Origin of the sequence: Lichenicola cladoniae (assembly GCF_013201075.1) — a bacterium.
Lineage (GTDB): Bacteria > Pseudomonadota > Alphaproteobacteria > Acetobacterales > Acetobacteraceae > Lichenicola > Lichenicola cladoniae.
The window spans coordinates 3,306,928-3,329,887 of record NZ_CP053708.1 but is presented as its reverse complement, the minus strand read 5'-3'; the positions used below and the strand labels follow the sequence as shown (position 1 = coordinate 3,329,887).

Sequence of the window (22,960 nt, the reverse complement as noted above, 5' to 3'; positions counted from 1 at the left end):
AGGACAACAGTGAAAAGATCTTTGCTGAATACGGTCATTGCGCAGGCCGAGGAGGATTTTGGGCGGGCGGGGGTTTTTCTTCCGGCGTTTGGGCGGTGGGGTGTCGATGATTGGCGCGGGCGGCAACGGGTCGGCGATCCGGTGAAGGATTGCGGGCTGGGGTGGGACGTGACCGATTTTGGTGGCGGGCGCTTCGAGGAGGAGGGTCTGCTGCTGTTCACGGTGCGGAACGGTATCGTTGGCAGTACGGAGGCGGGGAACCGGCCGTATGCCGAGAAGATCATGATCTCCCGGCGGGACCAGCTGACGCCGCTGCATCGTCATGTCCAGAAAGTCGAGGACATCATCAACAGGTTTTCGCTCTCTCCGAATGCTCTGCTGGCGATCAGGCTGTTCGGGATGCGCGACGATGGCAGCGTCGATGAAGACGGCAGCCTGGTGGCACATCTCGATGGCGAGGCCATGGAGGTCGCGGCCGGAACCGTGCTGCTGCTCGCACCGGGCGAAAGCATCACGCTGTTTCCGGGCACGTATCACGCATTCTGGGGCGAGGGCGGGGCGGTCGTCGTCGGCGAGGTCTCGAGCGTCAACGACGACAAGGCGGACAATTTCTTCGCCAGCCCGCTCGCCCGTTTCAGCAGCATCGAGGAGGATGCAATTCCCTACCGGCTGCTGGTGAACGACTACGACGCAACGAGCCCGACGCAATCGGCTTCCGAAGGAGTGCCCGGCCAATGATCGGCAACAACGAGACGGCGCAGCCTGTGATCCAACAGCGTTTGGCCGGGCGCCGTGTGCTGGTCACCGCGGCGGCACAGGGAATTGGCAAGGCGACCGCGCTGCGGCTTGCGGAGGAGGGGGCGCTCGTCGCCGCCGCCGATATCAATGCCGGCAAGCTTGCGGAACTGGTCCATCCCAATATCCGGACGCACGCGTTCGACGCGTCCGATCCCGCGCAGATCGAAGGTGCGCTGGCGGATCTGCTGCCGTTCGACATCGTGGTGAACTGCGTCGGCTGGGTGCATCAGGGAACCATCCTGGATGCCTCGATACAGGATTGGGACAGGTCGTTCGCGCTCAACGTCGACTCGATCTTCCATGTGACGCGCGCAGTGCTGCCCTCGATGCTGGCGGCAGGGTACGGCAACATCATCAACATCGCCTCGATTGCATCCTCGGTGAAGGGCTTCCAGAACCGTGCCGCCTACGGTGCGTCGAAAGCCGCCGTGATCGGCCTGACCAAGTCGATCGCTGCCGACTTCATCGGCAAGGGCATACGGTGCAATGCCATCTGTCCCGGCACCGTTTCATCCCCCTCGCTCGAGGAACGCATCGCCGCCAACGCCGACCCCGAGGCTGCACGTGCCGCCTTCATCGCACGCCAGCCGATGGGGCGGCTCGGCACGCCTGAAGAGATCGCCGGACTGGTGGCCTACCTCGCGACCGACGAGAGCGCGTTCATGACCGGTTCCAGCCTCATCCTGGACGGCGGGGCAACCAACTAGGCCCGGCGTTGGGTACTGTCACAGGCTCAGGGGACGCCTCTGCGTGCGTCGGAAACACTCTGCGGAGTGATCGTCGACGATGCCGACGGCCTGAATGAAAGCCTGCACGATCGTCGGCCCGACGAACTTGAAGCCACGCCGTTTCATCTCCTTCGAGATCCGTTCCGAGAGCGGTGAGACAGTGGCAACGCTGTGCCCGTCGCCCTGCAACACCTTGCCATCTGTGAACGACCAGCAGAACTCGTCGAAGCTCTCGCCGCCGGCCTGCATATCGCAACAGATCCTGGCGCCTTTGATCGTCGCCTGGATCTTGGCACGGGCGCGTATGATGCCCGCATCGAGCATAAGGCGCTCAATATCGCTTTCGTCGAAGCTGGCGACTATTGCTGGGTCGAACCCGGCAAAGGCCTCACGGAATGCCCCACGCTTGCGCAGGACGGTTATCCAGGACAATCCGGCCTGGAAGCCTTCCAGCATCAGCATTTCCCATAGCATTCGCGAATCATGCTGTGGCACGCCCCACTCTGCGTCGTGGTAGGCCTGCATCGCGGCACTGGACTGTGCCCAGTTGCAGCGATGCACGTTGGTCGTGGCCGTCATAGACAGTCGAGCGCTACATCCATCGCCGGATCATACGGGACGAAGCCGGGAACGGCGAAACAGCCGCTTTTAGAGCAAGCGCCAAGTTACGACGACGCGACGGTTTGCCGCCGCGGTCGGGTCCGAAGAGTCTGCCGGGTCGGATGCACCCAGCGCCTGCAGCAGCAGCCGGTCCGCTGGAATACCGCGGGCGACGAGCGCCTTCTTCACGATCTGCGCCCGGCGCGCCGACAGCAGAAGATTGTGGTATTCGTCACCGGTATTATCCGAATAGCCGGTGGTGAACATCAGCACGGGGTTCGCATCCCGAAATAGTCGCGCGGCAAGGTCGAGCTGCTTGGCGGCCTCTGGCGTCAGGCTGGAGCCTCCGTGCGGAAAGACGATCTCGATCTTGTCGTTGGCGACCGCCTTCACCTCCTGGCCCGTGGTCGGCTTCGTGACCAGCGGAACATTCGGCGGTGCCTGGACCGCGGCTGCGGCTTCGTTGTTGCCGGGCGCCGGATGGGCACATGCCGACACCAGCATGCCGGCGGCCAGAAAGGGCGGACCGAGGCGCACGAGCGCGTGATACGTCATGATGATCGACAACCTCTCTCAGAATTCAAGAAGGACTGTCGGTCAGCGCGGAAACGAACAGATCGTTTCACGTTGTTCATGGACCTACACACTTTTGTGTATTTTTTTGGAATGATCCCATTGAGAAGCACTGCTGTGCTCGCGTGCTTGAGTCTGGCCCTGGTCGCGTCGCCCATATCGGCGCCCACGCGTGCGGCCGAGCTCGACGGCATGGATGCATTCCGTTCGGGTGCGTTCGCCGAAGCCTACCGAACCTGGCGCGATGCATCCGATGCCGGTGACGCCCGGGCATCGCGATTTCTTGGAGTGATGTACGATACCGGCGAGGGTGTCCCCCAGGATCATCGTCAGGCGCTGGAATGGTATCGCAAGGCTGCGGAACATGGTGACAAGGTCGCCATGTTCAACGTGGCGGTGCTCTACGATGCTGGCGCGGATGGAGTGCCACGGGATCACCAGGAAGCTGCCCGATGGTATGGACAGGCGGCGGAACACCATGACGGCCGGGCGGAATACAATCTCGCCCTGATGCTGACATCGGGCGACGGAGTTCCGCGCGATCCGGCGCGAGCGCAACGTCTGTTCGCCGAAGCGGTGCGCGACGGGATTGCGGCGGCATCGGCTCATCTTCGCCACCCGCTGCCCAGGGCCGCGATGAACGCCCTGCCGCCCGATACGGAAGATGCGGCCTTCGGCCAGGCGCAGCGGGCCTTGTTGTCCAGGAAGCCGCAGGAGAAGGCCGCCGCGGCCGCCTTGTTCCGGCGCGCAGCTGCCGGCCATGGCCCGGCAGCCTCGATGGCGCAGTACGACCTCGCTTGGTGCACCGAGAACGGGGTGGGGACGCCGGTCGACCGGCAGCAGGCGTATCGCCTTTACCTGCAGGCAGCCGCCGGAACCAGCAGCGTCGGCCTGCACCAGATCGCGGAGGCCGGGGCGCTGCATGTGCGGTTGCAGATGCAGGACCCGGCCGTCACGGGACCCGCGCGCTGATCACCCTCGACGGCGCGAAAGGTCAGGGTCGCCAACCGTTCGGGGGTGTCGGGAACATGAGATGGTCGCCCGGCTTGATCTGGGCGGGGTTGACCGCGGTGACTTCCGAGTATGGCGGCGGTGTCATGCCCTGGTAGACCTTGGCATACAGCTTCGGCAGCGTGTCGCCCGGCTCGGCGATCAGCAGCAGGCTCGCGCCCGGAACGACCGGGGCCGGCGCGATCTCGGTTGCCGGAATGGAGGCAAGCGGAGCCGCCGCGAAAGGCGCACCCGGTGCCTGCACACTCAGCCGGATCGCGGGCTGTAAAACCGGCATACTCCGTCGCACCGGCGGGGCACTCGCGGGCTGTGGAGCCGAGGCCATTCGAGCCGCAGGCGCGTTTTCCTTTGGCATCTGCGCCATATGCGTCGGAACGCCGGGTGCCGGAATGGGCCGATCCGCCACATGTGGAACCGGGGCGGACGGTGCCGGCATCAAGGCCGATGGCAGCAGACCCAGCAGCGGCACGTGCCGCTGGTAGCCGACGCCGATCGCGACGAGGGCCATCAGAGCCAGCACTGCAAGGATCAACACCAGGGTCCGGGCCCGGAGGCCGTGACGTGATGTCTCGGCTGGCCAGGGGGCCGGTTCCTCGGGCGCGTCCAGCGATCCGTAGGTCGCCAGCAATCCCGGCTCAGCCGGTCCCGCAACGAGGCGCAAGGGATCTTCGAGACTGGCGGACAGGCTGACGAAGGCGTCGCGCGTCCAGAGCGAAGACAAGTCCTCGGTCGAGGTGAACAGGAATTGCAGGCCTCCATGGGCGAGAGCGGCTTCGGCCGCGACCTCGAGTTCCTGCAACGTGTCGTCCGACAACGCATCCGCCTGGGCGACGACGATCAACAGGCGCGTTGCCGTGTCGGTCCGTGCCTTGTAGGCGCGCTCGACCACGTCGCGCAGGAGGGCCGGGGTGCCGGTAGCTGCCGGGAAGCGCACCGGCTGGATCCTGTTGCCCGGTGCTGCGCGGGCATGAGCCAACAGATCGCCGACCGCTGTGGCGGTCTGCACCGACGACCCGATCAACAGGATGCCAGGATAGCAACCGATCAGACGTTCCGCTGCCTGCCGGATCGAGTCTGGCGTCCGGATGCGCTGTGCCGACACTACGTCACGTGCTCGTTCGAGCGGCATGGTGCTGAGGGTGGTGGCCGATGCCAAATGACCGCTCCGGCATAGCAGTCGGGAAAACGTCCAACTCTATGAGACAACGATCATACCATGCAATGATCGGTAATCCGATCACGTTCCACGGAGCGCCTGAGGGTGCGTCCGTCTAGTGCACCGGAATGGACAGGCTCATGCCGCCGCCGGCGTCGTGACCGTATTTCCGGTCGTCCAGCGTCGAGCCGGGCGAGTAGCCGTCCCCGGCAAAACGTTTCGCGCCCCCATAGAAACTCGGGTTCACGCTGGTCTGGCCCTGTGCTGCGAGAGCCTGGGCGTCCATGCCCGGCTCATCGACATCGACATTGGGCAAAGGCGCCGGCCGCAGTGCCTGGACATGCGCCTGCCTGACGAGGCCGGCTGTCGGACTGGCGGGTAATGGATCCAGCATGTCGGCGCGCGGAGCAAGGCTGGTGGTCTCGAAGGTGGCCATCGAACTTGGATCGAAGCCTGTCACCGGCTGCGAGCGTGCCGGTTCGGCGTGGGCGGCGCGAAGGATCGCGACACTGCTCCCCATAAATGCCACCAGGGCCGCAGGCAGGATCCAGATGACCCGTTTCATGCCGGCCTCCTCGACGTTACGTGGGTTGGATGTGGGTCCAGGCTGGAGTGAGGCACGCCCGGCAACGTGCCTTCCCCACGCGGGTCGTCGGCGGGGTTGCCGAACGGTGGCGGTAGCGGACCCTGGCCGACCCTGCTCCAGGCATCGAGCGCCCACCGGACGGTCGGGAAGGCGAGGTCGCCCCATGGAATGCCGGCCCAGTTGAACAGTCCGACTTCGAGGCTCTCGGTCCCGGCCGTGGCAACCGGATTTTCAGGATCGGTGAACCGGGCACGATAGATGATCTGGACCTGTCCGATCCGGCTGATGTCGTAGATCGCCAGGATCCCGTCCAGGGTGATGCGCGCGCCGGCTTCCTCGAACGTCTCGCGGATCGCGCCTTCGGCGGAGGTCTCGCCGAGTTCCAGGTAGCCCGCGGGGAGGGTCCAGAATCCCTGCCGCGGCTCGATCGCCCGGCGACAAAGCAGCACCCGGCCCTCGTGGGCCACCACGGCGCCGACGATAATTTTCGGGTTCTCGTAAACCACGTGGCCGCAATCGAGACAGGAGAGCCTCTCCCGCTCGTCTCCCTCGGGCTGAATACGAGCGAAGCGCGACATCGACGCACCGTGCTGGACTGCAATCCGGCTTTCAACCGAAATCTGCATCCCGTAACCGAGTGACTTCGAACGTGATCGGCTATGCGGAAATGTCGAGCAGGCTCCCGCGTGGACGGTTCTGCAACGGCGGCGTCACCCTCGCGACGGGTGGCGCGATCGGCCGCGTCGACACCTGTACCGGCCCCGGGACCGAACGCATCGGCACAGCAGCTGGACTCAGGTTGCCGGCCTGGGAGACGTTGAACGCGCCGAGCGAGGTGCTGGAGATCATGGCGCTCCCAGGATGCCCCGCCATGATGAAGATCCACTTAACGCCGCGACGTGACGTCCGGAAGCTCCCCGCCGGCGACATCCGATCCGCCTTGGCAGCGGGCGTTCCGTTAACACCGCTCGGCGGCACTCCGTTGTCAACCTTGTGTGGCCGGACCGCTCACCCAGCCCATGCCGAACGGGCGCAATGGGGGTCGACCAGCAACGCAAGGTGTGAGCTGGCCGGCCTCCGTCGTCAGGTCGGCAGGGCAATGCCGCGCAGGGAGGTCAGCGCCTGGATGCCGGGCAGGGCCTTGCCCTCGAGCCATTCCAGGAACGCGCCGCCCGCGGTCGAGACGTAGCTGAACTGGTCGACCACGCCCGCATGGCGCAGCGCGGACACGGTGTCGCCACCGCCGGCGACAGAGCGCAACGTGCCCGCCTTGGTCAGTGCCGCCACCGCACGCGCCAGCGTGTTCGTACCGACATCGAACGGCGCGATCTCGAACGCGCCGAGCGGGCCGTTCCAGACCAGGGTACGCAGCTTGGCGACTTCCTTGGCGAGATACGCGACGGTCAGCGGCCCGGCATCGAGGATCATGGTGTCGGCTGGCACGGCATCGATCGCCACCGTGTCGTTGGCAGCATTGGCCTTGAATTCACGGGCCACGACGGCGTCCACCGGCAGCAGGATGCGGCAACCGCGCGCTTCCGCCTGGGCCATGATCGCCCGTGCGGTGTCGTGCATCTCGGCTTCCTGAAGCGACTTGCCGACTTCGACGCCCTTGGCGGCCAGGAAGGTGTTGGCCATCGCGCCGCCGATGATCAGCACATCGACCTTTGCCAGGATGTTGCCGATCAGGTCGAGCTTGGTCGAGATCTTGGCGCCGCCGATGACCGCACCGACCGGACGCTCCGGGTTTTCCAGCGCCAGCGTCAGCGCATCGAGCTCGGCCTGCATCAGCCGTCCGGCATGCGACGGCAGGTGCCGCGCCACGCCTTCGGTCGAGGCATGCGCGCGATGGGCCGCCGAGAACGCATCGTTGACGTAGATGTCGGCGAGCTTCGACAGCGCCAGCGCCAGTTCGGGATCGTTGGCTTCCTCGCCGGCATGGTAGCGGGTGTTTTCCAGCACCAGCACGTCGCCGTCCTTGAGCACCGCGACCGCCGCCTCGGCGTCCGGCCCGATGCAGTCATGGGCGAACATCACCGGATGGCCGAGCACTGCGGCAAGTGCCGCACTCACGGGCTCCAGCGACATCTCGGGCACGCGCCTGCCCTTGGGCCGGTCGAAATGGCTGACCACGATGACCCGCGCGCCTTTCTCCGAAAGCTCGCGGATGGTCGGCACCAGGCGCTCCAGGCGGGTGAGGTCGGTGATCTTCCCCTCCCGCACCGGAACGTTCAGGTCGGCACGCAGCAGCACACGCTTGCCGGCGCAGTCGATGTCGTCGATCGTCCGGAAGGACGTGGCTGCTGCGCTCATGATCAGAGGGCTCCGAAGACCGCTGCGGTGTCGGCCATGCGGTTCGAGAAGCCCCACTCGTTGTCGTACCAGCCGCACACGCGAACCAGCTTGCCGCCGTCGATCAGCGAGGTCTGGGTCGCGTCGAACGAGCACGAGGCGAGCTGGTGGTTGAAGTCCGAGCTCACGCACGGATCGGTCGAGTAGACCACGATGCCCTCGAGCGGGCCGGACGCGGCGGCGGTCTTGAACAGGTCGTTCACTTCCGCGACCGAGGCCGGGATCCGGCCGGGCACGAAGTCGAGGGACACCAGGGACACGTTCGGGGTCGGCACGCGGATGGCGGTGCCGTCCAGCTTGCCCTTGAGCTGCGGCAGCACCAGCCCGACCGCGCGGGCAGCGCCGGTGTTGGTCGGGATCATGTTGACGGCGGCGGCGCGGGCGCGATGCGGGTCCTTGTGCAGCGTGTCCACGGTGCGCTGGTCACCGGTGTAGGAGTGGATCGTGACCATGTAGCCGCGCTCGATGCCGAACGCGGTGTCGAGGATCTTGGCCATCGGCGCCAGGCAGTTGGTGGTGCACGACGCGTTGGAGATGACGGTCATCTCGCTGGTGATGGTGTCGTGGTTGACGCCGAACACGATGGTTGCGTCCACGCCGTCGGCCGGGGCCGAGACCAGCACCTTGCGCGCACCGGCGGTGATCAGCTGTGCGGCAGATTCCTTCTTGGTGAACAGGCCGGTGCATTCCAGCGCCACGTCGACGCCCTGGTAGGGCACCTTGGACGGGTCGCGCTCGGCCGACACCTTGATCGGGCCGTAGGTGCGGCCGTTCGCCTCGATGGTGATGGTGTCGCCCTCGGACGTCACCGTGCCGGGGAAGCGGCCGTGCACGCTGTCGTAGCGAAGCAGGTGGGCGTTGTCGGAAACCGAACCGAGATCGTTGATCGCGATCACCTCGACGTCGGTACGTCCGCTCTCGACGATGCCGCGCAATACCAGGCGGCCGATCCGGCCGAAGCCGTTGATGGCGAGCTTAACAGCCATGAAGCTAGTCCTCTTTGTGAACAGTCAGTGCGACGTGATGCCGAGGCGGCGGCGGACGCGCGCCGTGACCGCCTCGGCGGTAATGCCGAAATGGCGATACAGCGTATCCGCCGACGCCGTGGCGCCGAATCCATCCATGCCGATGAAGACGCCATCATCCCCGAGCCAGCGTTCCCAGCCGAAGCCCGATGCCGCCTCGATCCCGATCCGGGGCGCCTTCCCGAGAATCTCCGCACGATAGGATGCCGCTTGCTCGGAGAATAGCTCCCAGCATGGCAGGGACACGACGGCGACCGGAATTCCCAGCTTTTCCAGCCGGGCCTGGGCCGCCAGCGCCACCGCGACCTCGGGCCCGGTGGCGATCAGCGTAGCCCGGCGCGGCCCGCGCGACGCCGCCAGCACATAGCCGCCCCGCGCGCAGCCGATCCTGCTGCCGGCATGATCGGTCTGTGCATCGGGCAGCGCCCGCGGGCACAGGGCGATCAGGCTAGGGCCATTGCCATGCCGGAGTGCCAGTTCCCAGCACGCCATGACCTCGGCGGCATCGGCCGGCCGGAACACCGCGACGTCCGGCATCGCGCGCAGGCTGGCAAGCTGCTCGACCGGCTGCCATGCGGCTCCGTCCTCGCCAAGCGCCAGCCCGTCATCGGTCAGCAGGTAGATCACCGCCTTTCCCATCAGGGCTGCCAGCCGCAGCGCTGGGCGCATCCGGTCGATCGACACGAACGACGCTCCGAGCACCGGATGCAGGCCGCCATGCAGGGACAGCCCGTTCACCAGGGCCGCCATCCCGTGTTCCTGGACGCCGCAGGCCAGATGACGGGCCGGCCGCTCGGCAAAGCCGGTCGCCCGGGCCGCGTCCGGCAGTGCGTCGACGATCCCGGCCCCGGCGCTGGAGTGGAGCGTCACCATCTCGGGCAGCAGCCCGCACAGCATAGCCAGCCCCTGCCGTCCGGTCTCGAGCGTGCTTTCCGACCCCGCTTTTCGCGCCCCGGTGCCCTGTCTGACGGCCTGCAGCCAGGCCTGTTGCCACGCGGATTGCCAACCCGTCGGCAGCCGTCCCGCCGTGACCCGCTCGAACTCATCGCGCAGCCGATGCCGGGCCAGGCGGCGCAGCCACACCCGCCGGGTGTTGCCGCCGCGGGTGCCGCAATCGTTCCAGGCGTCGGCAAGACCGGGCTGCAGCGGCGATGACGATACGGGCAATGGCGTTCCCGAATGGCAGGCGATCAGGGTTGGCCGCCGCACGCGCATCGCGCCGGCGATCGCAGCCGTGATCACCGCCGGATCGGCTGATTCCACACGCCGGACCGCCCAGCCACAGGCAGCGAACCGGGTCACTGCCTCCTGGCCCGTCCCGGAGCCGGATTGTCCCGGAGCCGCGGCCGAGGGCCGGGCGTCGAACAGTACCACCAGCTTGTCGAGGTGCATCCGCCCGGCCAGCGAGGCCGCTTCCAGCGAGACCCCGGCGGCCAGGTCGGTTTCGCACGCAAGCACCCAGGTGCGATGATCGACCAGCGTGCGTCCGAAACGGCCGGCCAGCGCACGTTCCGCCATCGCCATGCCGACCGCGGTGGCAAATCCCTGCCCGGGCGGTCCGACCGCGGTCTCGATCGCCGGATGCTGGCCATGTCCGCAGCCCGCCACGACCGCATCGTGACCGGTCAGCCGCAGCAGGGCGCGCAGCAACGGCAGGAAGCGGCCCGATGACAACACGAACCGGTCGCGGTCGGGCCAGCGTGGATCGGCGGCATCGAACCGCAGGAACCGGCTCCACAGGACGGACGCCGCCACCTCCATGCCGCCGTCCGGGGCATCGTCGATCCGGGGTCCGGCCGGGGCGCTGTCATCGGCAAAGGCCGGTATGCGTTCCTCGTGGTCTGCCTCGATCGCGGCGCGGAGGGCGGCGGCGAGGTCGGAGGCCGCACGCTGGTCGTCGGGCTGCCAGGCCGGACTGTCCGACGGGTCCTGCTCGCCGACGGTCCAGCTGTCGTGGGTATCCGGGAGTGGAGCGCCGACCTTCATCCATTCCTCCTGGCGTGCGTGCCGGCGTTTGCGGGGTTCGTGCGTCTGCCGAGGGTCATAGGAGCCGCCACCCCGTTGCCGCAACCCTTGCTGGCGCGGTTCCTTCCTGCGACGGTCCGGTCACAATGCAGACAGACATGCCGCCCTCCCGACCCGCCTTCCTCGCATCAACCAACACGTGCCCGGCCGCGCGGGTCCGCGCCGCGCTTCGGCCTGCCTTGCTGGCCTGCCTGTTGCTCGGCGGTTGCAAGCTGATCGACCAGCGCACCTTCGATTCCGCCGCCGGGCGCGTGCCTGTTCCGGTCGTGCAACCCACCCGCCCAGGCCCTGCAGCGCCACCGCCGCTCGCGCTGGTGCGCTTCCAGGCAGCCCCCGATACCTGGCAGCCCGGCCTGACCGACATCGTCCGGATGGCTTTGTCCCGCAAGCCGCTGGCGCTGTTCCGGGTCCAGACGCTGGTGCCGGCGAACGGCTCGCCGGAAGCCCAGACGCAGTCGCTGGCCGATGCGGGCGGCACGGGCGGACGCCAGGTCGCGGAGACCATCATCGCCGCAGGGGCGTCGTCCGCGCAGGTCGAGATGTCAGCCATGACCGATGCATCGGTGACGGCTCCCGAGGTTCGGGTATACGTGAAGTAGCGTCTTCCCGGTCATGATCCGAGGACGGGTCGCTATAGGGGCATATCGGTCCCGACCCATTGATCCGGGCAGGGTCGAGGCTGATGTGAAGAGCGATGACGGCGTCGAGCGACGTTTGCCGAACTCCCTGCAGAACGAGGTCGCTGTGACTGGTCCATCCGTGGCAGAGCATCCCTTCCGACGAGAATGCCGCAAGGTGCTCGACGAGATCAGGGCGCAAGGCCGGTATCGCCGCTTCACCCCGCTCGCGCGACAGGCGGATGCCTTCCCGGTCTACCACGACGCGACCAGGCCGCTTCCCGGGCATGTACGACCGGTATCGGCAGGCGACGTCGTGGTGTGGTCGAGCAACGACTATCTCGGGATGGGAGTCGATCCGCGCGTCGTCGAGGCCGGGGTCGCAGCCTTGCGCGAGCACGGCGCCGGTGCCGGCGGTACCCGCAACATCGCCGGCACGAACCCGTTGCACGACGAACTCGAGGCCGAACTCGCCTCGTTGCACGGCAAGCAGGCCGGCCTGCTGTTCGTGTCCGGCTACGTGTCCAACCAGGCCTCGCTGCAGACCATCCTGACCAGCCTGCCGGGCTGGATCGTGTTTTCCGACGCCCAGAACCACGCCTCGATGATCGCCGGCATCAAGGGCGCCCGCGGCGCGAGCTGCGTGATCTACCGGCATAACGACCTGGCCGATCTCGAGGCGAAGCTTGCCGCGGCACCGGCCGACGCGCCGAAGCTGATCGCCTTCGAGAGCGTATACTCGATGGACGGCGACATCGCCGATGTCCGTGCCACCTGCGCGCTGGCGAAACGCTACGGCGCGATGACCTATCTCGACGAGGTGCATGCGGTCGGCCTGTACGGACCGACCGGTGCCGGCATCGCCGAGCGCGACGGTGTGTCCGACCAGGTCGACATCATCGAGGGAACGCTGGCCAAGGGCTTCGGCTGCCATGGCGGCTACGTCGCCGGCGACGCCGACATGATCGACTACCTCCGGTCGAGCGCATCCGGCTTCATCTTCACCACGTCGCTGCCGCCTTCTACGGTCGCCGCAGCCCTGGCCAGCGTGCGGATCGTGCGTCGCGAGAGCCAGCACCGCGACCGGTTGTTCGAGCGCGTCGCCACGCTTCGCGACCGGCTGGCCGCCGCCGGCGTGCCGTTCACGCCGACGCCGAGCCATATCGTGCCGGTGCGGGTCGGCGATGCCGTCCTCTGCACCGAGATCAGCCGCCGGTTGATGAGCGAGCACGGGCTGTACGTCACCCCGATCAACTACCCGACGGTGCCGCGCGGGTCGGAACGCCTGCGCCTGACGCCGGGCCCGTTCCATACAGACGCGATGATGGATCAACTGGTCCATGCGCTGCACGGGCTGCTGCCGCGTCTGCAGGAAGCGGACGTGCGCGCCGCCTGATCCTCGCCTTCATCGCCTGACCGACGCTGGTCGATTGGCACCAGGGTCGCATCGATATCCATCCGGGAGAACGACATGCATATCCTGATCCTCGGCGCTGCCGGCATGCTCGGCCGCAAGCTGGCCGAGCGGCTGGCGCGAGACGTGACACTCGGCGGGCGTACGGTGGACCGGCTGACCCTGGTCGACGTCGTGAAGCCGACCGTGCCGGCGGGTTTCGCGGGCCTGTGCGAGTGCCTTGCCGTCGACCTCGCATCCGAAGGCGCGGCATCGGGGTTGGCCACGCGCCGGCCGGAGCTGATCTTTCATCTCGCCGCGATCGTCTCCGGCGAGGCGGAGGCCGACCTCGAGATCGGCTACCGCGTCAATCTGGACGGCACCCGCGCACTGCTCGACGCGATCCGGATAGAGGGCGGCTCGGGTTGGCGGCCACGCGTCGTGTTCTCGTCATCCAACGCCGTCTACGGCGGTACCGTGCCGGACGTGATCGACGACACCTTCGTGGTGACGCCGCAGACCAGCTACGGCACCCAAAAGGCGATGGGCGAGCAGCTGCTGGCCGACTACAGCCGGCGCGGCATCCTGGACGGGATCGGCCTGCGCCTGCCGACCATCTGCGTCCGGCCGGGTAAGCCGAACCGGGCTGCCTCGAGCTTCTTTTCCGGCATCATCCGCGAGCCACTGGCCGGACAGGAGGCGATCCTGCCGGTGGCCGACACGCTGCGGCATTGGTTCACCAGCCCGCGCTCGGCGATCGGCTTCCTGATCCATGCCGCCACGCTGGATCTCGCCCGGCTCGGCGACCGCCCCAACCTCAACATGCCGGGCCTGTCGGCAACGGTGGCGGAACAGATCGAGGCGTTGCGACGGGTTGCTGGGGACAAGGCAGTCGCGTTGATCCGGTCGGAACCCGACCCTGCGGTCGAGCGGATCGTGAGCGGCTGGGCCCGGGCGTTCGATCCGGCACGAGCACGCGCCCTGGGCTTTACCGCCGAGACGCGCTTCGATGACATCATCCGCGCGCATGTCGAGGACGAGCTGGGCGGCACGATCGCCTGAGCCGACCGCCGGCACGACATACCGGACGCCGGATCAACCGGCGCCGTCTCGACGAACGAGTAAACCAGGGAGAGACACATGGCGGATAACGTCGGAGGCGGGTTGGAAACGGCGATCCCGCAAGGCCAGGTGCTCGAGAGCGCCATGCGCAAGGCGCGTAACCGGCTTATGCCGTTCCTGATCCTGATGTACCTGCTGGCCTTTCTCGATCGTGCCAATGTCGGTATCGCCAAGCAGGCTCTGCAGACCCAGGTGCATATATCGGATGCGATGTTCGCCCTGGGCGCCGGCATCTTTTTCATCGGCTACGCCGTGTTCGAGGTGCCCAGCAACCTGATCCTGCATCGCGTCGGCGCACGGGTCTGGCTCGGGCGGATCATGATCACCTGGGGCATCGTCGCCGCCTGCACGATGTTCGTGGTCGGCGGCAGCTCGTTCGTGGCGCTGCGCTTGCTGCTCGGCGTGGCCGAAGCAGGCTTTTTCCCCGGCGTGATCCTTTATCTGACCTACTGGTTTCCGCCGGAATACCGGGGCCGGGTGCTCGGGATGTTTTATTTCGGCTACCCGCTGGCGCTGACCCTCGGCACCCCGCTCTCCGGAGTGCTGCTCGGTTTCGACGGCGTGGCGGGCCTGGCCGGCTGGCAGTGGATGTTCCTGATCGAGGGATTGCTGGCAGCCGGGGTCGGGGTGCTGACCATGTTCGTGCTTCCGGACCGGCCGGCCGACGTGGCCTGGCTGAGTGCGGACGAGAAGGCCGCACTCTCGGTGGTGATCGATCGCGAGTCCTCCGACAAGCATGCCGAAGGGTCCGGCACGTTTCGCCAGGCGCTGCGCGACGTGCAGCTGCTCAAGTTCGTCGTGATTTATTTCCTGATGCAGATCGGCAGCTACGGCGTGGTGTTCTACCTGCCCGATCAGGTCAGCGCGCTGCTGGGCGTGAAGATCGGTCTGCTGGTCAGCCTGGTGTCCGCGATCCCCTGGCTGTGCGCCATCGTCTTCACCGCGATCTGGCCGGTGATTGCGACGCGCGTGAACCGGCCGCGGATGTTCTTTCTGGTCTGTCTGCTGATGGTTGCTGGCGGCATCCTGCTCTCGGCGCATGCGTCGCCGTCGGTGGCGATCGTCGCGCTGTGCATCGCCGCGTCCGGGATCATCGCCTCGCAGGCGATATTCTGGACCTTCCCGACCGACCATTTCGGCGGCACCGCCGCCGCCGGTGGCCTGGCCGTGATCAACGCGATCGGCAACCTGGGCGGCTTCGTGGCGCCCAATCTTCGCTCCGAGGCCGACCATTTGTTCCATACCAGCACCGCCGGCCTACACGCACTCGCCATCGCGGCATTGCTGTCTGCCAGCACGGCGCTGCTGTTGCCGGCGCAGGGACGGCGGGTCGTGGCAACCGCGTTGAACAGTATGGCCGGCAGGCGAGGGGGGCGCTGACATCGTTCAGGCGAGGCAGCCGCGCCGTCGAGAAGCGGCCTGTCTCGATGGCGTAGTCGTATACAAGCTGGACCGGATGATTGCGGTCCAGCAAGTCTCCTTGCGCCTGCTTTTCTTGTCACCAGCAGGCGCCGCGACTGAACGACATTAAGGAACGGTCACCCGTGTTCCGGTAAACGGCGAGGGAAGTGGTCTTCCGACACTCGTGCCCTCGGCGTCGAAAGCCAGGAACGAACCGGATCCGGTCAGTTTATCCCCGTTCACGACGATGTCGTACGTGAACTCTCCACTACCGCTATATTTGTGCGTGCTGCGGTTGGCGATAATCTCGACCCATTTACCAACAAGATGATCGCCCTTGTCCGCCCAGACACCCTTTCCGTCACTGTCGCTCGTCTGTGCATCGCCAGCATCGGGATTTGCCTGTTGCATCGTATGGTCGGCATTGAACACATACATATGAAACGGAAATGGTGCATTTCTATGTTTGACGATCCATGTGCCGACGATCGGGCTCACGTGTTGAGCCGGATAGGGGCTTGCCTGTCCTGAGGCATCGCTGCCGGCAGCGATCGTGGACGCCCCGGACCCGAGAATAATCGCGAGCAGAAATAGTCGCCGTGGCTTCGAGTGCTTTTTCATGCGGTGGTTCGTAGCACCGCTCAGATCTCCAAAATGTGACGACTTGGCTGATGGTGGCTTGGTTTCGTCGCCGCACGGCGAATGTCCGATGCACCGGTGACTTCGACCTAGCCGGCTGACTCGGAGAGCGTCAGTCAGCACGATGCACAAAGTCCGCGCTTCATCCCGTGCCCGTGGATAGACGGACTCTGCGGCCTCATCTCCATTGCAAGGATTTAATAATGAGCTTAACAAATCATGCGGTCGGAATGACTGCCGTGTGAGTCAACAACGATTTGCCGCACTCCGATCGAACGATCGCTCATCAATGAGCGGCGACGGAGGATATATGCTCGACCATTCTTCGATATTTCGGCATATCGGCATAACCGCCTTCGCGGTTGTCGTTTCGGCCGCATCGGCACTCGCCGCCGGGCCACGCGAAGTCCCGGCGGTGACCGGGCCCATACCCGGAACCAGTGCTGCAAACCACGCCTTCGACGCGGCTGCCTATCAGGTGGTTCCGATCGACCTGGCTGCGCGCGGTTATCGGGAAGACGAGTATTTCCTGAGCGGCAAGGCTAGGGTCTACCAGTACAATGCGGTGATCGATCCGAACGACACCGCGGTGAACGTCCTGCGGCGTGGCGCTTATACCAATCGCATCCTGGTCCGGCGCCCGACCGACCCGCGCCGATTCAGCGGCAATGTCGTCATCGAATTGCTCAACGCCACCAACGATTACGATCTGCCAGTACTGTGGTCGTACGATCATGACTATTTCCTCAAGCGTGGCGACATCTGGATCGGCATCACCAGCAAGCCCGTCACCATCGCCGGGCTGAAGACCTTCAACCCGGTGCGCTATGCAGCATTATCCTGGGCCAATCCGAACCCTGCCGAGACCGACACCAGCTGCCCTGTCCTCAGCACCATTGTCGGCGGCGCCTCGCACGCGACCGAGGATGGATTGCTCTGGGACGTGCTGAGCCAGACGTCATCGCTGGTGCGCAGCAGGACGGCGCGCAACCCGTTGCACGGGTATGATGTGCGCGCGGTTTACGCGGCCGGCTACTCGCAGAGCGCGATCGACCTGGTCGGCTACATCAATGCCATCGCCGCCAATATTCCCGGACCGCCGATCTTCGATGGCTACCTGGTCGGCTCCGGTTTCGGCATCCAGCCGCCGCTCAACCAGTGCAGCACGGCGCCGGTTGCGGGCGATCCGCGCAACGTGCTGCGCTCGCACGATGCGGCCATCGTCGCCACCCAGTCACAGACCGATTATCGCAGTGGCCGCCAGGCCTATCGATCCGATAGCGATGCCGCGAACGATCGTTATCGGTATTACGAGGCTGCAGGACCGGCTCATGTCGTGGTCGAGCAGACCACCTCCGCGGCGAACGCGACCGATACCCATGCGGCCGGCGGCACGACCCTGATCGAGGATTACGCGACCTGCCTGTCCGGCGCGACGCTGAGCACCTTCCCCGGTCGCTATCTGCTCGATGCCAGCTTCTCGCAGCTGGAAGGCTGGGTACGGTACGGCCGGGTTCCGCCGCGTGCCCCGCTGATCCAGACCACCGGGTCCGGGACCAAGCTCGCCACCGCCCTCGACGTGAACGGTAATGGGCTGGGCGGGGTGCGCGCCCCCGAACTCGACGTCCCGGTCGCGACCTATACGGAGAGCACCGGCGCCGCGAGCCTGAACTGCTCCCTGTCCGGTCAGGTGATCGACTTCACCGCCGCCCATCAGCAGAGCCTGTATCCGACCCGGCTGGACTATCTGGCAAGGTTCGCCGGAGACACGCTGGCGATCGCCCGGTCAGGATTCCTGACGCCGGACGATGCCGCGGAAGCGATCTCGACCGCGTTCCACCGCCGCGTACCGTGAGCCGGCATTAGACTGGCGTTGCCGCCCGCGCGTGCTGTTCAGCGTGCAGCGCGCCGGGCGGCGACGGCCTGACGCAGATCGGCGAGGTCGATCGCGCCCGGTATCACCTGGTCGCCTATGATGAAGCTGGGGGTCCCGGTCAGGTGGAGCGTATGCGCCAGGCCGGTATTCGCCTCGAGCACCGCGTTCACCTTGTCCGACTTCATGTCGCGCAACAGGCGGGGCACATCCAGCCCGGCCGAGGCGGCCAGCGTTTTGATCCGGTCCGGTCCGGGCGCACCGCTATCGCTCATCAGCGCCTGCTGCATGGACTTGTACTTGCCCTGGAGCATCGCCGCCTGGATCGCCTGCGCATCGAGCACGCTGTTCGGCCCGAGGATCGGGATCAGCTTCTCGATCAGCCGCACCTTCCGGTCCGCTGCCAGTAACCCGTCGAGATCCGGCAGCACCTTGCGGCAATACGGGCAGCGCGGGTCGTAGAACTCCACCAGCGTCACGTCGCCGCTCGGATTGCCCAAGATGGCGTCGCCGGGCTGGCCATTCAGCGCGGCGCCGTTGGCACGTACCGCCGAACCCGCATCGACGTCTTCCTTCTGCTGCGCCGACGCACGCAGGGCGATGATCGCGTCACCGAGGATGGTCGGATCGGTCTTGAGCGCGTTGCGCACGACGGCAACGATCTCGGCCCGCTGCGCCGGAGAGAATCCGCCGGTGCCCGCCGGCACCGCATCCGCCATGGCCGGGCCGGCCAGCATCGTCGCCAGCAGGCCGGCCATCATCTGGCCGGCTTTCGGCAGCCTGGTGCGCGCCGAGGCTGGCGCCGGTCGCAAACGGACGGGACAGGGGAACTCGGACAAGGCGCTCTCCGGCGTATTTCGATGAAACGCGATGTAGCATCGTGCAGCTTCGGCCGCGAGGCGTGGTCACGGACGCGTGGTTGCCGCACGGGCCGAAGCCGTTTATGGGCAGGCGGCGGCAGAGGTGATGCATCACGGTGTGTCGCCTGATCACCTGTGGCCAGACGACCAGCGGATGGCCAGACTACCAGTGGCCGGACTTTCAACGGCAAGACTACTAACGGCCAGACTACTAACGGCCAGGCTACTAACGGATTGACGGAGAGCGGCGTGCCGAACCCTGTTGCGGCCTCGGGAAACCGACCGGCACGGCCGATCCCACCAACGGGATGCAGTGGCCAGCCGGCCGCTCATCGCCCTCAGGCGTCGCGTGTCCTGCTCGGTCTCGCCCTGGGCCTCTCCGCAAGCCTGCCGCTCGCCGGCTGCGGCAGCGTGAGTTCGGTGCGAAACCTCGTCGTCGGTCCGCCATCGCCCTACCTGTCCGGCTTCATCGGCAACGTGGTCGCCGACGAGCCGGTCGCCGCACTGGCTGGCCGCGACGTGCTGGCGCGTGGTGGAAACGCCGCCGATGCGGCCGTGGCCGTCGGGATGGCTCTTTCGGTCACCCTGCCGTCCCGCGCCTCGCTGGGCAGTGGCGGTGCATGCCTTGCCTACCGTGCCGGCTCGGGCCGGAGCCCGGAGGCGTTCCTGTTTACACCGGTTGCCGGCACCGCGCCCGCTGGCCAGGACAGCCGCCCCGCTTCCGTGCCGATGACCGCGCGCGGCCTCTTCCTGATGCAGGCGCGCTACGGCAGCGTGTCGTTCGACGAGTTGGTCAAGCCGGCGGCGCGGCTGGCCCGTTCCGGCATTACCGTCTCGCGTGCCCTGGCAGACGATGTCGCCGCGGTGAAGGGTCCGCTGATGGGCGACCCGAACGCGCGCACGATCTTCGCCCCGGGCGGCAAGCCGATCGCCGCCGGAGACCAGTTGTCCCAGCAGGATCTCGCCAACTCCCTCGACCGGATCGCCCTGGCCGGGGTCGGCGACCTCTATACAGGCGTGCTCTGGCAGCAATTCACCGACGGCGCCGCGATCGCGGGGGGCGGGTTGTCCCGCGCCGATCTCCGGAACTCGGTCCCGGCCCAGTCTGCAGCGCTGACGGTCGATGCCGGACCGGATCGCGTCGCCTTCCTGCCGCCGCCAGCCGATGGCGGCCTCGGCGCGGCGGCGGCGTTCCGCGCGGGCCAGTCGGGCGACGAGAGCGGCAGCCTGGCCAATGGCGTGGTCGCCGCCTGGCGTGCAAGCCATCCCGGTGCGGTCAATGGTGGCGATTACGCTGCCGAAGCGCAGGCGCTGGTCGATCGCCCATCCGCCGGTGGCAGCCTCGGACGGCTCCCGGCCTCGACGTCCTTTACCGTGGTCGATCGCAACGGTGGTGCGGTCGCCTGCGCACTCACCATGGACAATCTGTTCGGCACCGGCCGCATCGCCGGCGATACCGGCATCGTGCTGGCCGCTTCGCCCGCCCGGTTCCCGAAGCCGCTGCTCGCCTCGTCGATCGCCTGGAACCCGACCTCGGGCAGTTTCCGCGCCGCGGTCGCCGGTTCGGGCCAGAACGACGCCGCCATCGCGGTGGCCGCGGCCACGTCCCGCGCGCTGCATGGCTCGCCGCCGTCGCCGGTCACCGAGACCGGCCGGGTCAATGCGATCGTCTGCGCCCGCGGCCTGCCCGGCGACCAGTCGGCCTGCACGGCGACCACGGATCCCCGCGGCAGCGGCCTTGCCACCCGCAGCGACTAGCCGACCCGATGCTCAAGACGGGCGCCGGCGCGTCCCTGCAGCCGTTCCTGGCCATGGAAGTGGTCCGGGCGGCGAATGCACGACAGGCGGCACTCGGCCCCGGTGACCCCAGGATAATCCGGCTCGAGGTCGGGCAACCGGCGACCGGGGCACCGGCGCTGGCGATCGAGGCGGTGCAGCGGGCGCTCACAAGCGGGTTGCCGCTCGGCTACACCGAGGCGTCCGGGCTTGCGTCGCTGCGCGGGCGGATCGCCCGGCATTACCGCGACTTCTACGGCACGACCGTCCTGCCCGAGCGGATCACGATCACCACCGGCGCGTCCGGCGGGTTCCTGCTGGCGTTCCTGGCGGCGTTCGACCCCGGCGACCGGATCGCGCTGGCCAGCCCCTACTACCCACCCTACGTGAACATCCTGCATGCGCTCGGCATGCAGCCGGTGGTGCTGCCGACCGACGCGTCGAGCCGGTTCCAGCCGACCGTGGCGCTGCTGCAGGCGATGGCCGAGACCGGGCAGGGACTTCCGGACGGGCTGATCGTCGCCAGCCCCTGCAACCCCGCCGGCACGACACTCGATGATGGCGAACTCGCGGTGCTGGCACGCTTCTGCCACGCAAACGGCATCCGCCTGATCAGCGACGAGATCTATCACGGGCTGAACTGGGAGGCGCCGCCGGCGACCGCCGCTGCCTATAGCGACAGCGCGATCGTCATCAACAGCTTCTCGAAATACTGGAGCATGACCGGCTGGCGGGTCGGCTGGACGGTGCTGCCGCAGGACCTGCTGAAGCCGGTCCTGCGTTTGAAGCAGAACCTGTTCATCAGCGCGCCGCACATCTCGCAGATCGCCGCCGAGGCCGCATTCGAAGCGACATCGGAGGTCGCGGCGAACATGGACCGCTACCGCCGGTCGCGGGCGCATCTGCTGGCCAACCTGCCTGCGGCCGGCTTCACCGATATCGCACCGGCGCAGGGCGCGTTCTACATCTATGCCGGCATCGGCGACCGGAGCTACGACAGCATCGAGTTCTGCGCGCGGCTGCTGGCCGGGATCGGCGTCGCCGCCACGCCCGGTGTCGATTTCGATGCGGTGCGTGGCCATCGCACCATCCGTTTCAGCTATTGCGGGCCGGAAGCCGACATGATCGAGGCGGCCGACCGGCTGGCTGCATACCGTGACAGCTGATCGTCCCACGGTTGCCGTCATCGGCGCCGGTCCGGCTGGCCTCGCCGCCGCGGAACTGCTCGCATCGCATTGCCGGGTGACGGTCTACGAACGCATGCCCAGCCCGGGCCGCAAGCTGCTGATGGCGGGACGTGGCGGGCTCAACATCACCCATTCCGAGCCGCTTGCCGCCTTCCTGTCACGCTACGAGATCGCCGAGCCCTGGCTGCGCTCGGCGATCGAGGCGTTTCCGCCCGATGCGATGCGGAGCTGGTGCGAGGGACTGGGGCAGGCGACTTTCGTCGGCACCAGCGGCCGGGTGTTCCCGCGCGCGATGAAGGCGTCGCCGCTGCTGCGCGCGTGGCTGGCACGGCTGGCAACCCTCGGCGTGACGCTCCGCGCCCGCTGCCGCTTCATGGGGTTCGACGAGACCGGCGCCGCGTTGCTGGCGGGCCAGCAGGGCCCCGAACGCATCGAGGCGGACGCGACGCTGCTGGCACTCGGTGGCGCGAGCTGGGCGAGGCTCGGTTCCGACGGGGCATGGGATCGCGCCCTGGCCGATGCCGGGGTGGCGCTGATGCCGTTCCGTCCGGCCAATTGTGGTTTCACGACCGGCTGGTCGGACGCGTTTCGCGAGCGCTTCGCCGGCACCCCGCTGAAATCGGTCGCCCTGCATTTCGACGGAAGGACCTCGCGTGGCGATCTCATCGTCACCCGCGACGGTCTCGAGGGCGGCGCGGTATATCCGTTGTCGGCCCCGTTGCGCGATGCGATCGAACGCCGGACACCGGCCGTGCTGATGCTCGATCTGCGTCCCGACCTTTCGGTGGACATGCTCGCGTCCCGTCTGGCCAAGGTGCGTAGCCGCGAGAGCCTGTCGAACACGCTGCGCAAGGCGCTGTCCCTGCCGCCGGCGGCGATCGGCCTGCTGCGAGAGACTGGCGATGCGCCACCGCCACGTGATCCGGTGGCGCTCGCATCGCTGATCAAGGCGCTGCCGATCGGTGTCACCGCGACGGCGCCGATCGACCGCGCCATCTCGACGGCCGGTGGTGTCGCCCAAGGCGCCATCGACGCGCACTTCATGCTCCGCGCCCGCCCCGGCACGTTCGTTGCCGGCGAGATGCTGGACTGGGAAGCGCCGACCGGCGGCTACCTGCTGCAGGCTTCGATCGCCACCGGCCGCGCGGCCGCCGGCGGCATGCTCGGCTGGATGCGGTCCGAGGCCGGCTGAGCCCGGTCCCGATCGCAGGGAGCGTCGCACTTTTGGTGCATAGCGG

The 22,960-nt window shown here is 67.2% G+C and carries 22 protein-coding genes; 11 read left to right on the top strand and 11 right to left on the bottom strand.

All coding sequences use genetic code 11. The features are described from left to right. Positions 1-9 precede the first annotated feature (9 nt). Positions 10-738: a D-lyxose/D-mannose family sugar isomerase gene (locus HN018_RS15115; protein ID WP_171833277.1), complete on the top strand. Its 729-nt coding sequence runs from the start codon at positions 10-12 to the stop codon at positions 736-738. Beyond that, on the top strand, positions 735-1,505 hold the full coding sequence (locus tag HN018_RS15110) for an SDR family oxidoreductase (RefSeq protein ID WP_204259539.1): 771 nt from the start codon (positions 735-737) through the stop codon (positions 1,503-1,505). Before HN018_RS15115 ends, HN018_RS15110 begins: the two co-directional genes overlap by 4 nt. Positions 1,506-1,523: 18 nt before the next feature. Here HN018_RS15110 and HN018_RS15105 read toward each other — a convergent pair whose 3' ends face one another. Both HN018_RS15105 and HN018_RS15100 read right to left on the bottom strand, forming a co-directional pair. Then, complete coding sequence (locus tag HN018_RS15105; RefSeq protein WP_171833278.1) at positions 1,524-2,105, bottom strand: DNA-3-methyladenine glycosylase I; 582 nt, start codon at positions 2,103-2,105, stop codon at positions 1,524-1,526. Between the two features lie 69 nt (positions 2,106-2,174). Next, positions 2,175-2,681, bottom strand: coding sequence for an OmpA family protein (locus HN018_RS15100; RefSeq protein WP_171833279.1), 507 nt, complete (start codon positions 2,679-2,681; stop codon positions 2,175-2,177). Positions 2,682-2,828: 147 nt separating this feature from the next. Here HN018_RS15100 and HN018_RS15095 point away from each other — a divergent pair, with 147 nt between their 5' ends. Then, positions 2,829-3,671: an SEL1-like repeat protein gene (locus tag HN018_RS15095; protein WP_171833280.1), complete on the top strand. Its 843-nt coding sequence runs from the start codon at positions 2,829-2,831 to the stop codon at positions 3,669-3,671. A 22-nt stretch (positions 3,672-3,693) separates the two neighbouring features. Here the strand turns inward: HN018_RS15095 and HN018_RS15090 are convergent, their stop codons facing one another. From HN018_RS15090 to HN018_RS15060, 7 genes are all read right to left on the bottom strand, one after another. Continuing rightward, a complete protein-coding gene (locus HN018_RS15090) occupies positions 3,694-4,866 on the bottom strand; it encodes a hypothetical protein (RefSeq protein WP_171833281.1) in 1,173 nt (390 codons plus the stop codon). A gap of 115 nt (positions 4,867-4,981) precedes the next feature. Then, positions 4,982-5,431: a hypothetical protein gene (locus tag HN018_RS15085; RefSeq protein WP_171833282.1), complete on the bottom strand. Its 450-nt coding sequence runs from the start codon at positions 5,429-5,431 to the stop codon at positions 4,982-4,984. Further along, entirely contained in the window at positions 5,428-6,078 is a 651-nt protein-coding gene (locus HN018_RS15080) for an NUDIX hydrolase (protein ID WP_338033977.1), read from the bottom strand. Before HN018_RS15080 ends, HN018_RS15085 begins: the two co-directional genes overlap by 4 nt. Before the next feature lie 31 nt (positions 6,079-6,109). Next, positions 6,110-6,325, bottom strand: a complete 216-nt coding sequence (locus tag HN018_RS15075) for a hypothetical protein (RefSeq protein WP_171833283.1) — start codon at positions 6,323-6,325, stop codon at positions 6,110-6,112. Positions 6,326-6,535: 210 nt separating this feature from the next. Next, positions 6,536-7,765, bottom strand: a complete 1,230-nt coding sequence (locus tag HN018_RS15070; RefSeq protein ID WP_171833284.1) for a phosphoglycerate kinase — start codon at positions 7,763-7,765, stop codon at positions 6,536-6,538. Between the two features lie 2 nt (positions 7,766-7,767). Beyond that, a complete protein-coding gene (gene gap, locus HN018_RS15065) occupies positions 7,768-8,790 on the bottom strand; it encodes a type I glyceraldehyde-3-phosphate dehydrogenase (RefSeq protein WP_171833285.1) in 1,023 nt (340 codons plus the stop codon). Positions 8,791-8,814: 24 nt separating this feature from the next. After that, on the bottom strand, positions 8,815-10,815 hold the full coding sequence (locus tag HN018_RS15060; RefSeq protein WP_171833286.1) for a transketolase-like TK C-terminal-containing protein: 2,001 nt from the start codon (positions 10,813-10,815) through the stop codon (positions 8,815-8,817). Between the two features lie 137 nt (positions 10,816-10,952). On the opposite strand from HN018_RS15060, the gene HN018_RS15055 reads away from it, so the two are divergent. The 4 genes from HN018_RS15055 to HN018_RS15040 all read left to right on the top strand — a co-directional run bounded on the left by HN018_RS15055 (position 10,953) and on the right by HN018_RS15040 (position 15,366). Next, the gene (locus HN018_RS15055; protein WP_171833287.1) at positions 10,953-11,453 is read left to right on the top strand and encodes a hypothetical protein; all 501 of its coding nucleotides are present in this window, start codon (positions 10,953-10,955) and stop codon (positions 11,451-11,453) included. Between the two features lie 160 nt (positions 11,454-11,613). Continuing rightward, entirely contained in the window at positions 11,614-12,867 is a 1,254-nt protein-coding gene (hemA, locus tag HN018_RS15050; protein ID WP_239479318.1) for a 5-aminolevulinate synthase, read from the top strand. 75 nt (positions 12,868-12,942) lie between these two features. Further along, the gene (gene denD / locus HN018_RS15045) at positions 12,943-13,926 is read left to right on the top strand and encodes a D-erythronate dehydrogenase (protein ID WP_171833289.1); all 984 of its coding nucleotides are present in this window, start codon (positions 12,943-12,945) and stop codon (positions 13,924-13,926) included. Positions 13,927-14,004: 78 nt separating this feature from the next. Further along, a complete protein-coding gene (locus HN018_RS15040; protein WP_171833290.1) occupies positions 14,005-15,366 on the top strand; it encodes an MFS transporter in 1,362 nt (453 codons plus the stop codon). A 147-nt stretch (positions 15,367-15,513) separates the two neighbouring features. On the opposite strand, the gene HN018_RS15035 is transcribed toward HN018_RS15040, so the two are convergent. After that, complete coding sequence (locus HN018_RS15035) at positions 15,514-16,008, bottom strand: hypothetical protein (RefSeq protein WP_171833291.1); 495 nt, start codon at positions 16,006-16,008, stop codon at positions 15,514-15,516. Positions 16,009-16,336: 328 nt separating this feature from the next. Between HN018_RS15035 and HN018_RS15030 the strand changes: the two genes are divergently transcribed. Then, entirely contained in the window at positions 16,337-17,881 is a 1,545-nt protein-coding gene (locus tag HN018_RS15030) for an alpha/beta hydrolase domain-containing protein (protein WP_171833292.1), read from the top strand. Between the two features lie 38 nt (positions 17,882-17,919). On the opposite strand, the gene HN018_RS15025 is transcribed toward HN018_RS15030, so the two are convergent. After that, positions 17,920-18,738, bottom strand: a complete 819-nt coding sequence (locus HN018_RS15025) for a DsbA family protein (RefSeq protein WP_239478708.1) — start codon at positions 18,736-18,738, stop codon at positions 17,920-17,922. Between the two features lie 270 nt (positions 18,739-19,008). Between HN018_RS15025 and HN018_RS15020 the strand changes: the two genes are divergently transcribed. Genes HN018_RS15020 through HN018_RS15010 form a run of 3 tightly spaced genes read left to right on the top strand, consistent with a single transcriptional unit; the run spans position 19,009 to position 22,914 of the window. Continuing rightward, on the top strand, positions 19,009-20,517 hold the full coding sequence (locus HN018_RS15020; protein ID WP_239478706.1) for a gamma-glutamyltransferase: 1,509 nt from the start codon (positions 19,009-19,011) through the stop codon (positions 20,515-20,517). Positions 20,518-20,525: 8 nt separating this feature from the next. Next, complete coding sequence (locus HN018_RS15015; protein WP_171833293.1) at positions 20,526-21,701, top strand: pyridoxal phosphate-dependent aminotransferase; 1,176 nt, start codon at positions 20,526-20,528, stop codon at positions 21,699-21,701. Continuing rightward, positions 21,691-22,914 (top strand): TIGR03862 family flavoprotein, encoded by a 1,224-nt coding sequence (locus tag HN018_RS15010; protein WP_171833294.1) that lies wholly within the window; start codon positions 21,691-21,693, stop codon positions 22,912-22,914. Before HN018_RS15015 ends, HN018_RS15010 begins: the two co-directional genes overlap by 11 nt. The last annotated feature ends 46 nt before the right edge of the window (positions 22,915-22,960 follow it).

Coding starts and splice junctions, on each gene's coding strand:
- HN018_RS15110 (WP_204259539.1), top strand. CDS start 735: ATGATCGGCAACAACGAGACGGCGCAGCCTGTGATCCAACAGCGTTTG.
- HN018_RS15105 (WP_171833278.1), bottom strand. CDS start 2,105: ATGACGGCCACGACCAACGTGCATCGCTGCAACTGGGCACAGTCCAGT.
- HN018_RS15100 (WP_171833279.1), bottom strand. CDS start 2,681: ATGACGTATCACGCGCTCGTGCGCCTCGGTCCGCCCTTTCTGGCCGCC.
- HN018_RS15085 (WP_171833282.1), bottom strand. CDS start 5,431: ATGAAACGGGTCATCTGGATCCTGCCTGCGGCCCTGGTGGCATTTATG.
- HN018_RS15080 (WP_338033977.1), bottom strand. CDS start 6,078: ATGCAGATTTCGGTTGAAAGCCGGATTGCAGTCCAGCACGGTGCGTCG.
- HN018_RS15075 (WP_171833283.1), bottom strand. CDS start 6,325: ATGGCGGGGCATCCTGGGAGCGCCATGATCTCCAGCACCTCGCTCGGC.
- HN018_RS15070 (WP_171833284.1), bottom strand. CDS start 7,765: ATGAGCGCAGCAGCCACGTCCTTCCGGACGATCGACGACATCGACTGC.
- gap (WP_171833285.1), bottom strand. CDS start 8,790: ATGGCTGTTAAGCTCGCCATCAACGGCTTCGGCCGGATCGGCCGCCTG.
- HN018_RS15060 (WP_171833286.1), bottom strand. CDS start 10,815: ATGAAGGTCGGCGCTCCACTCCCGGATACCCACGACAGCTGGACCGTC.
- HN018_RS15055 (WP_171833287.1), top strand. CDS start 10,953: ATGCCGCCCTCCCGACCCGCCTTCCTCGCATCAACCAACACGTGCCCG.
- denD (WP_171833289.1), top strand. CDS start 12,943: ATGCATATCCTGATCCTCGGCGCTGCCGGCATGCTCGGCCGCAAGCTG.
- HN018_RS15040 (WP_171833290.1), top strand. CDS start 14,005: ATGGCGGATAACGTCGGAGGCGGGTTGGAAACGGCGATCCCGCAAGGC.
- HN018_RS15035 (WP_171833291.1), bottom strand. CDS start 16,008: ATGAAAAAGCACTCGAAGCCACGGCGACTATTTCTGCTCGCGATTATT.
- HN018_RS15030 (WP_171833292.1), top strand. CDS start 16,337: ATGCTCGACCATTCTTCGATATTTCGGCATATCGGCATAACCGCCTTC.
- HN018_RS15015 (WP_171833293.1), top strand. CDS start 20,526: ATGCTCAAGACGGGCGCCGGCGCGTCCCTGCAGCCGTTCCTGGCCATG.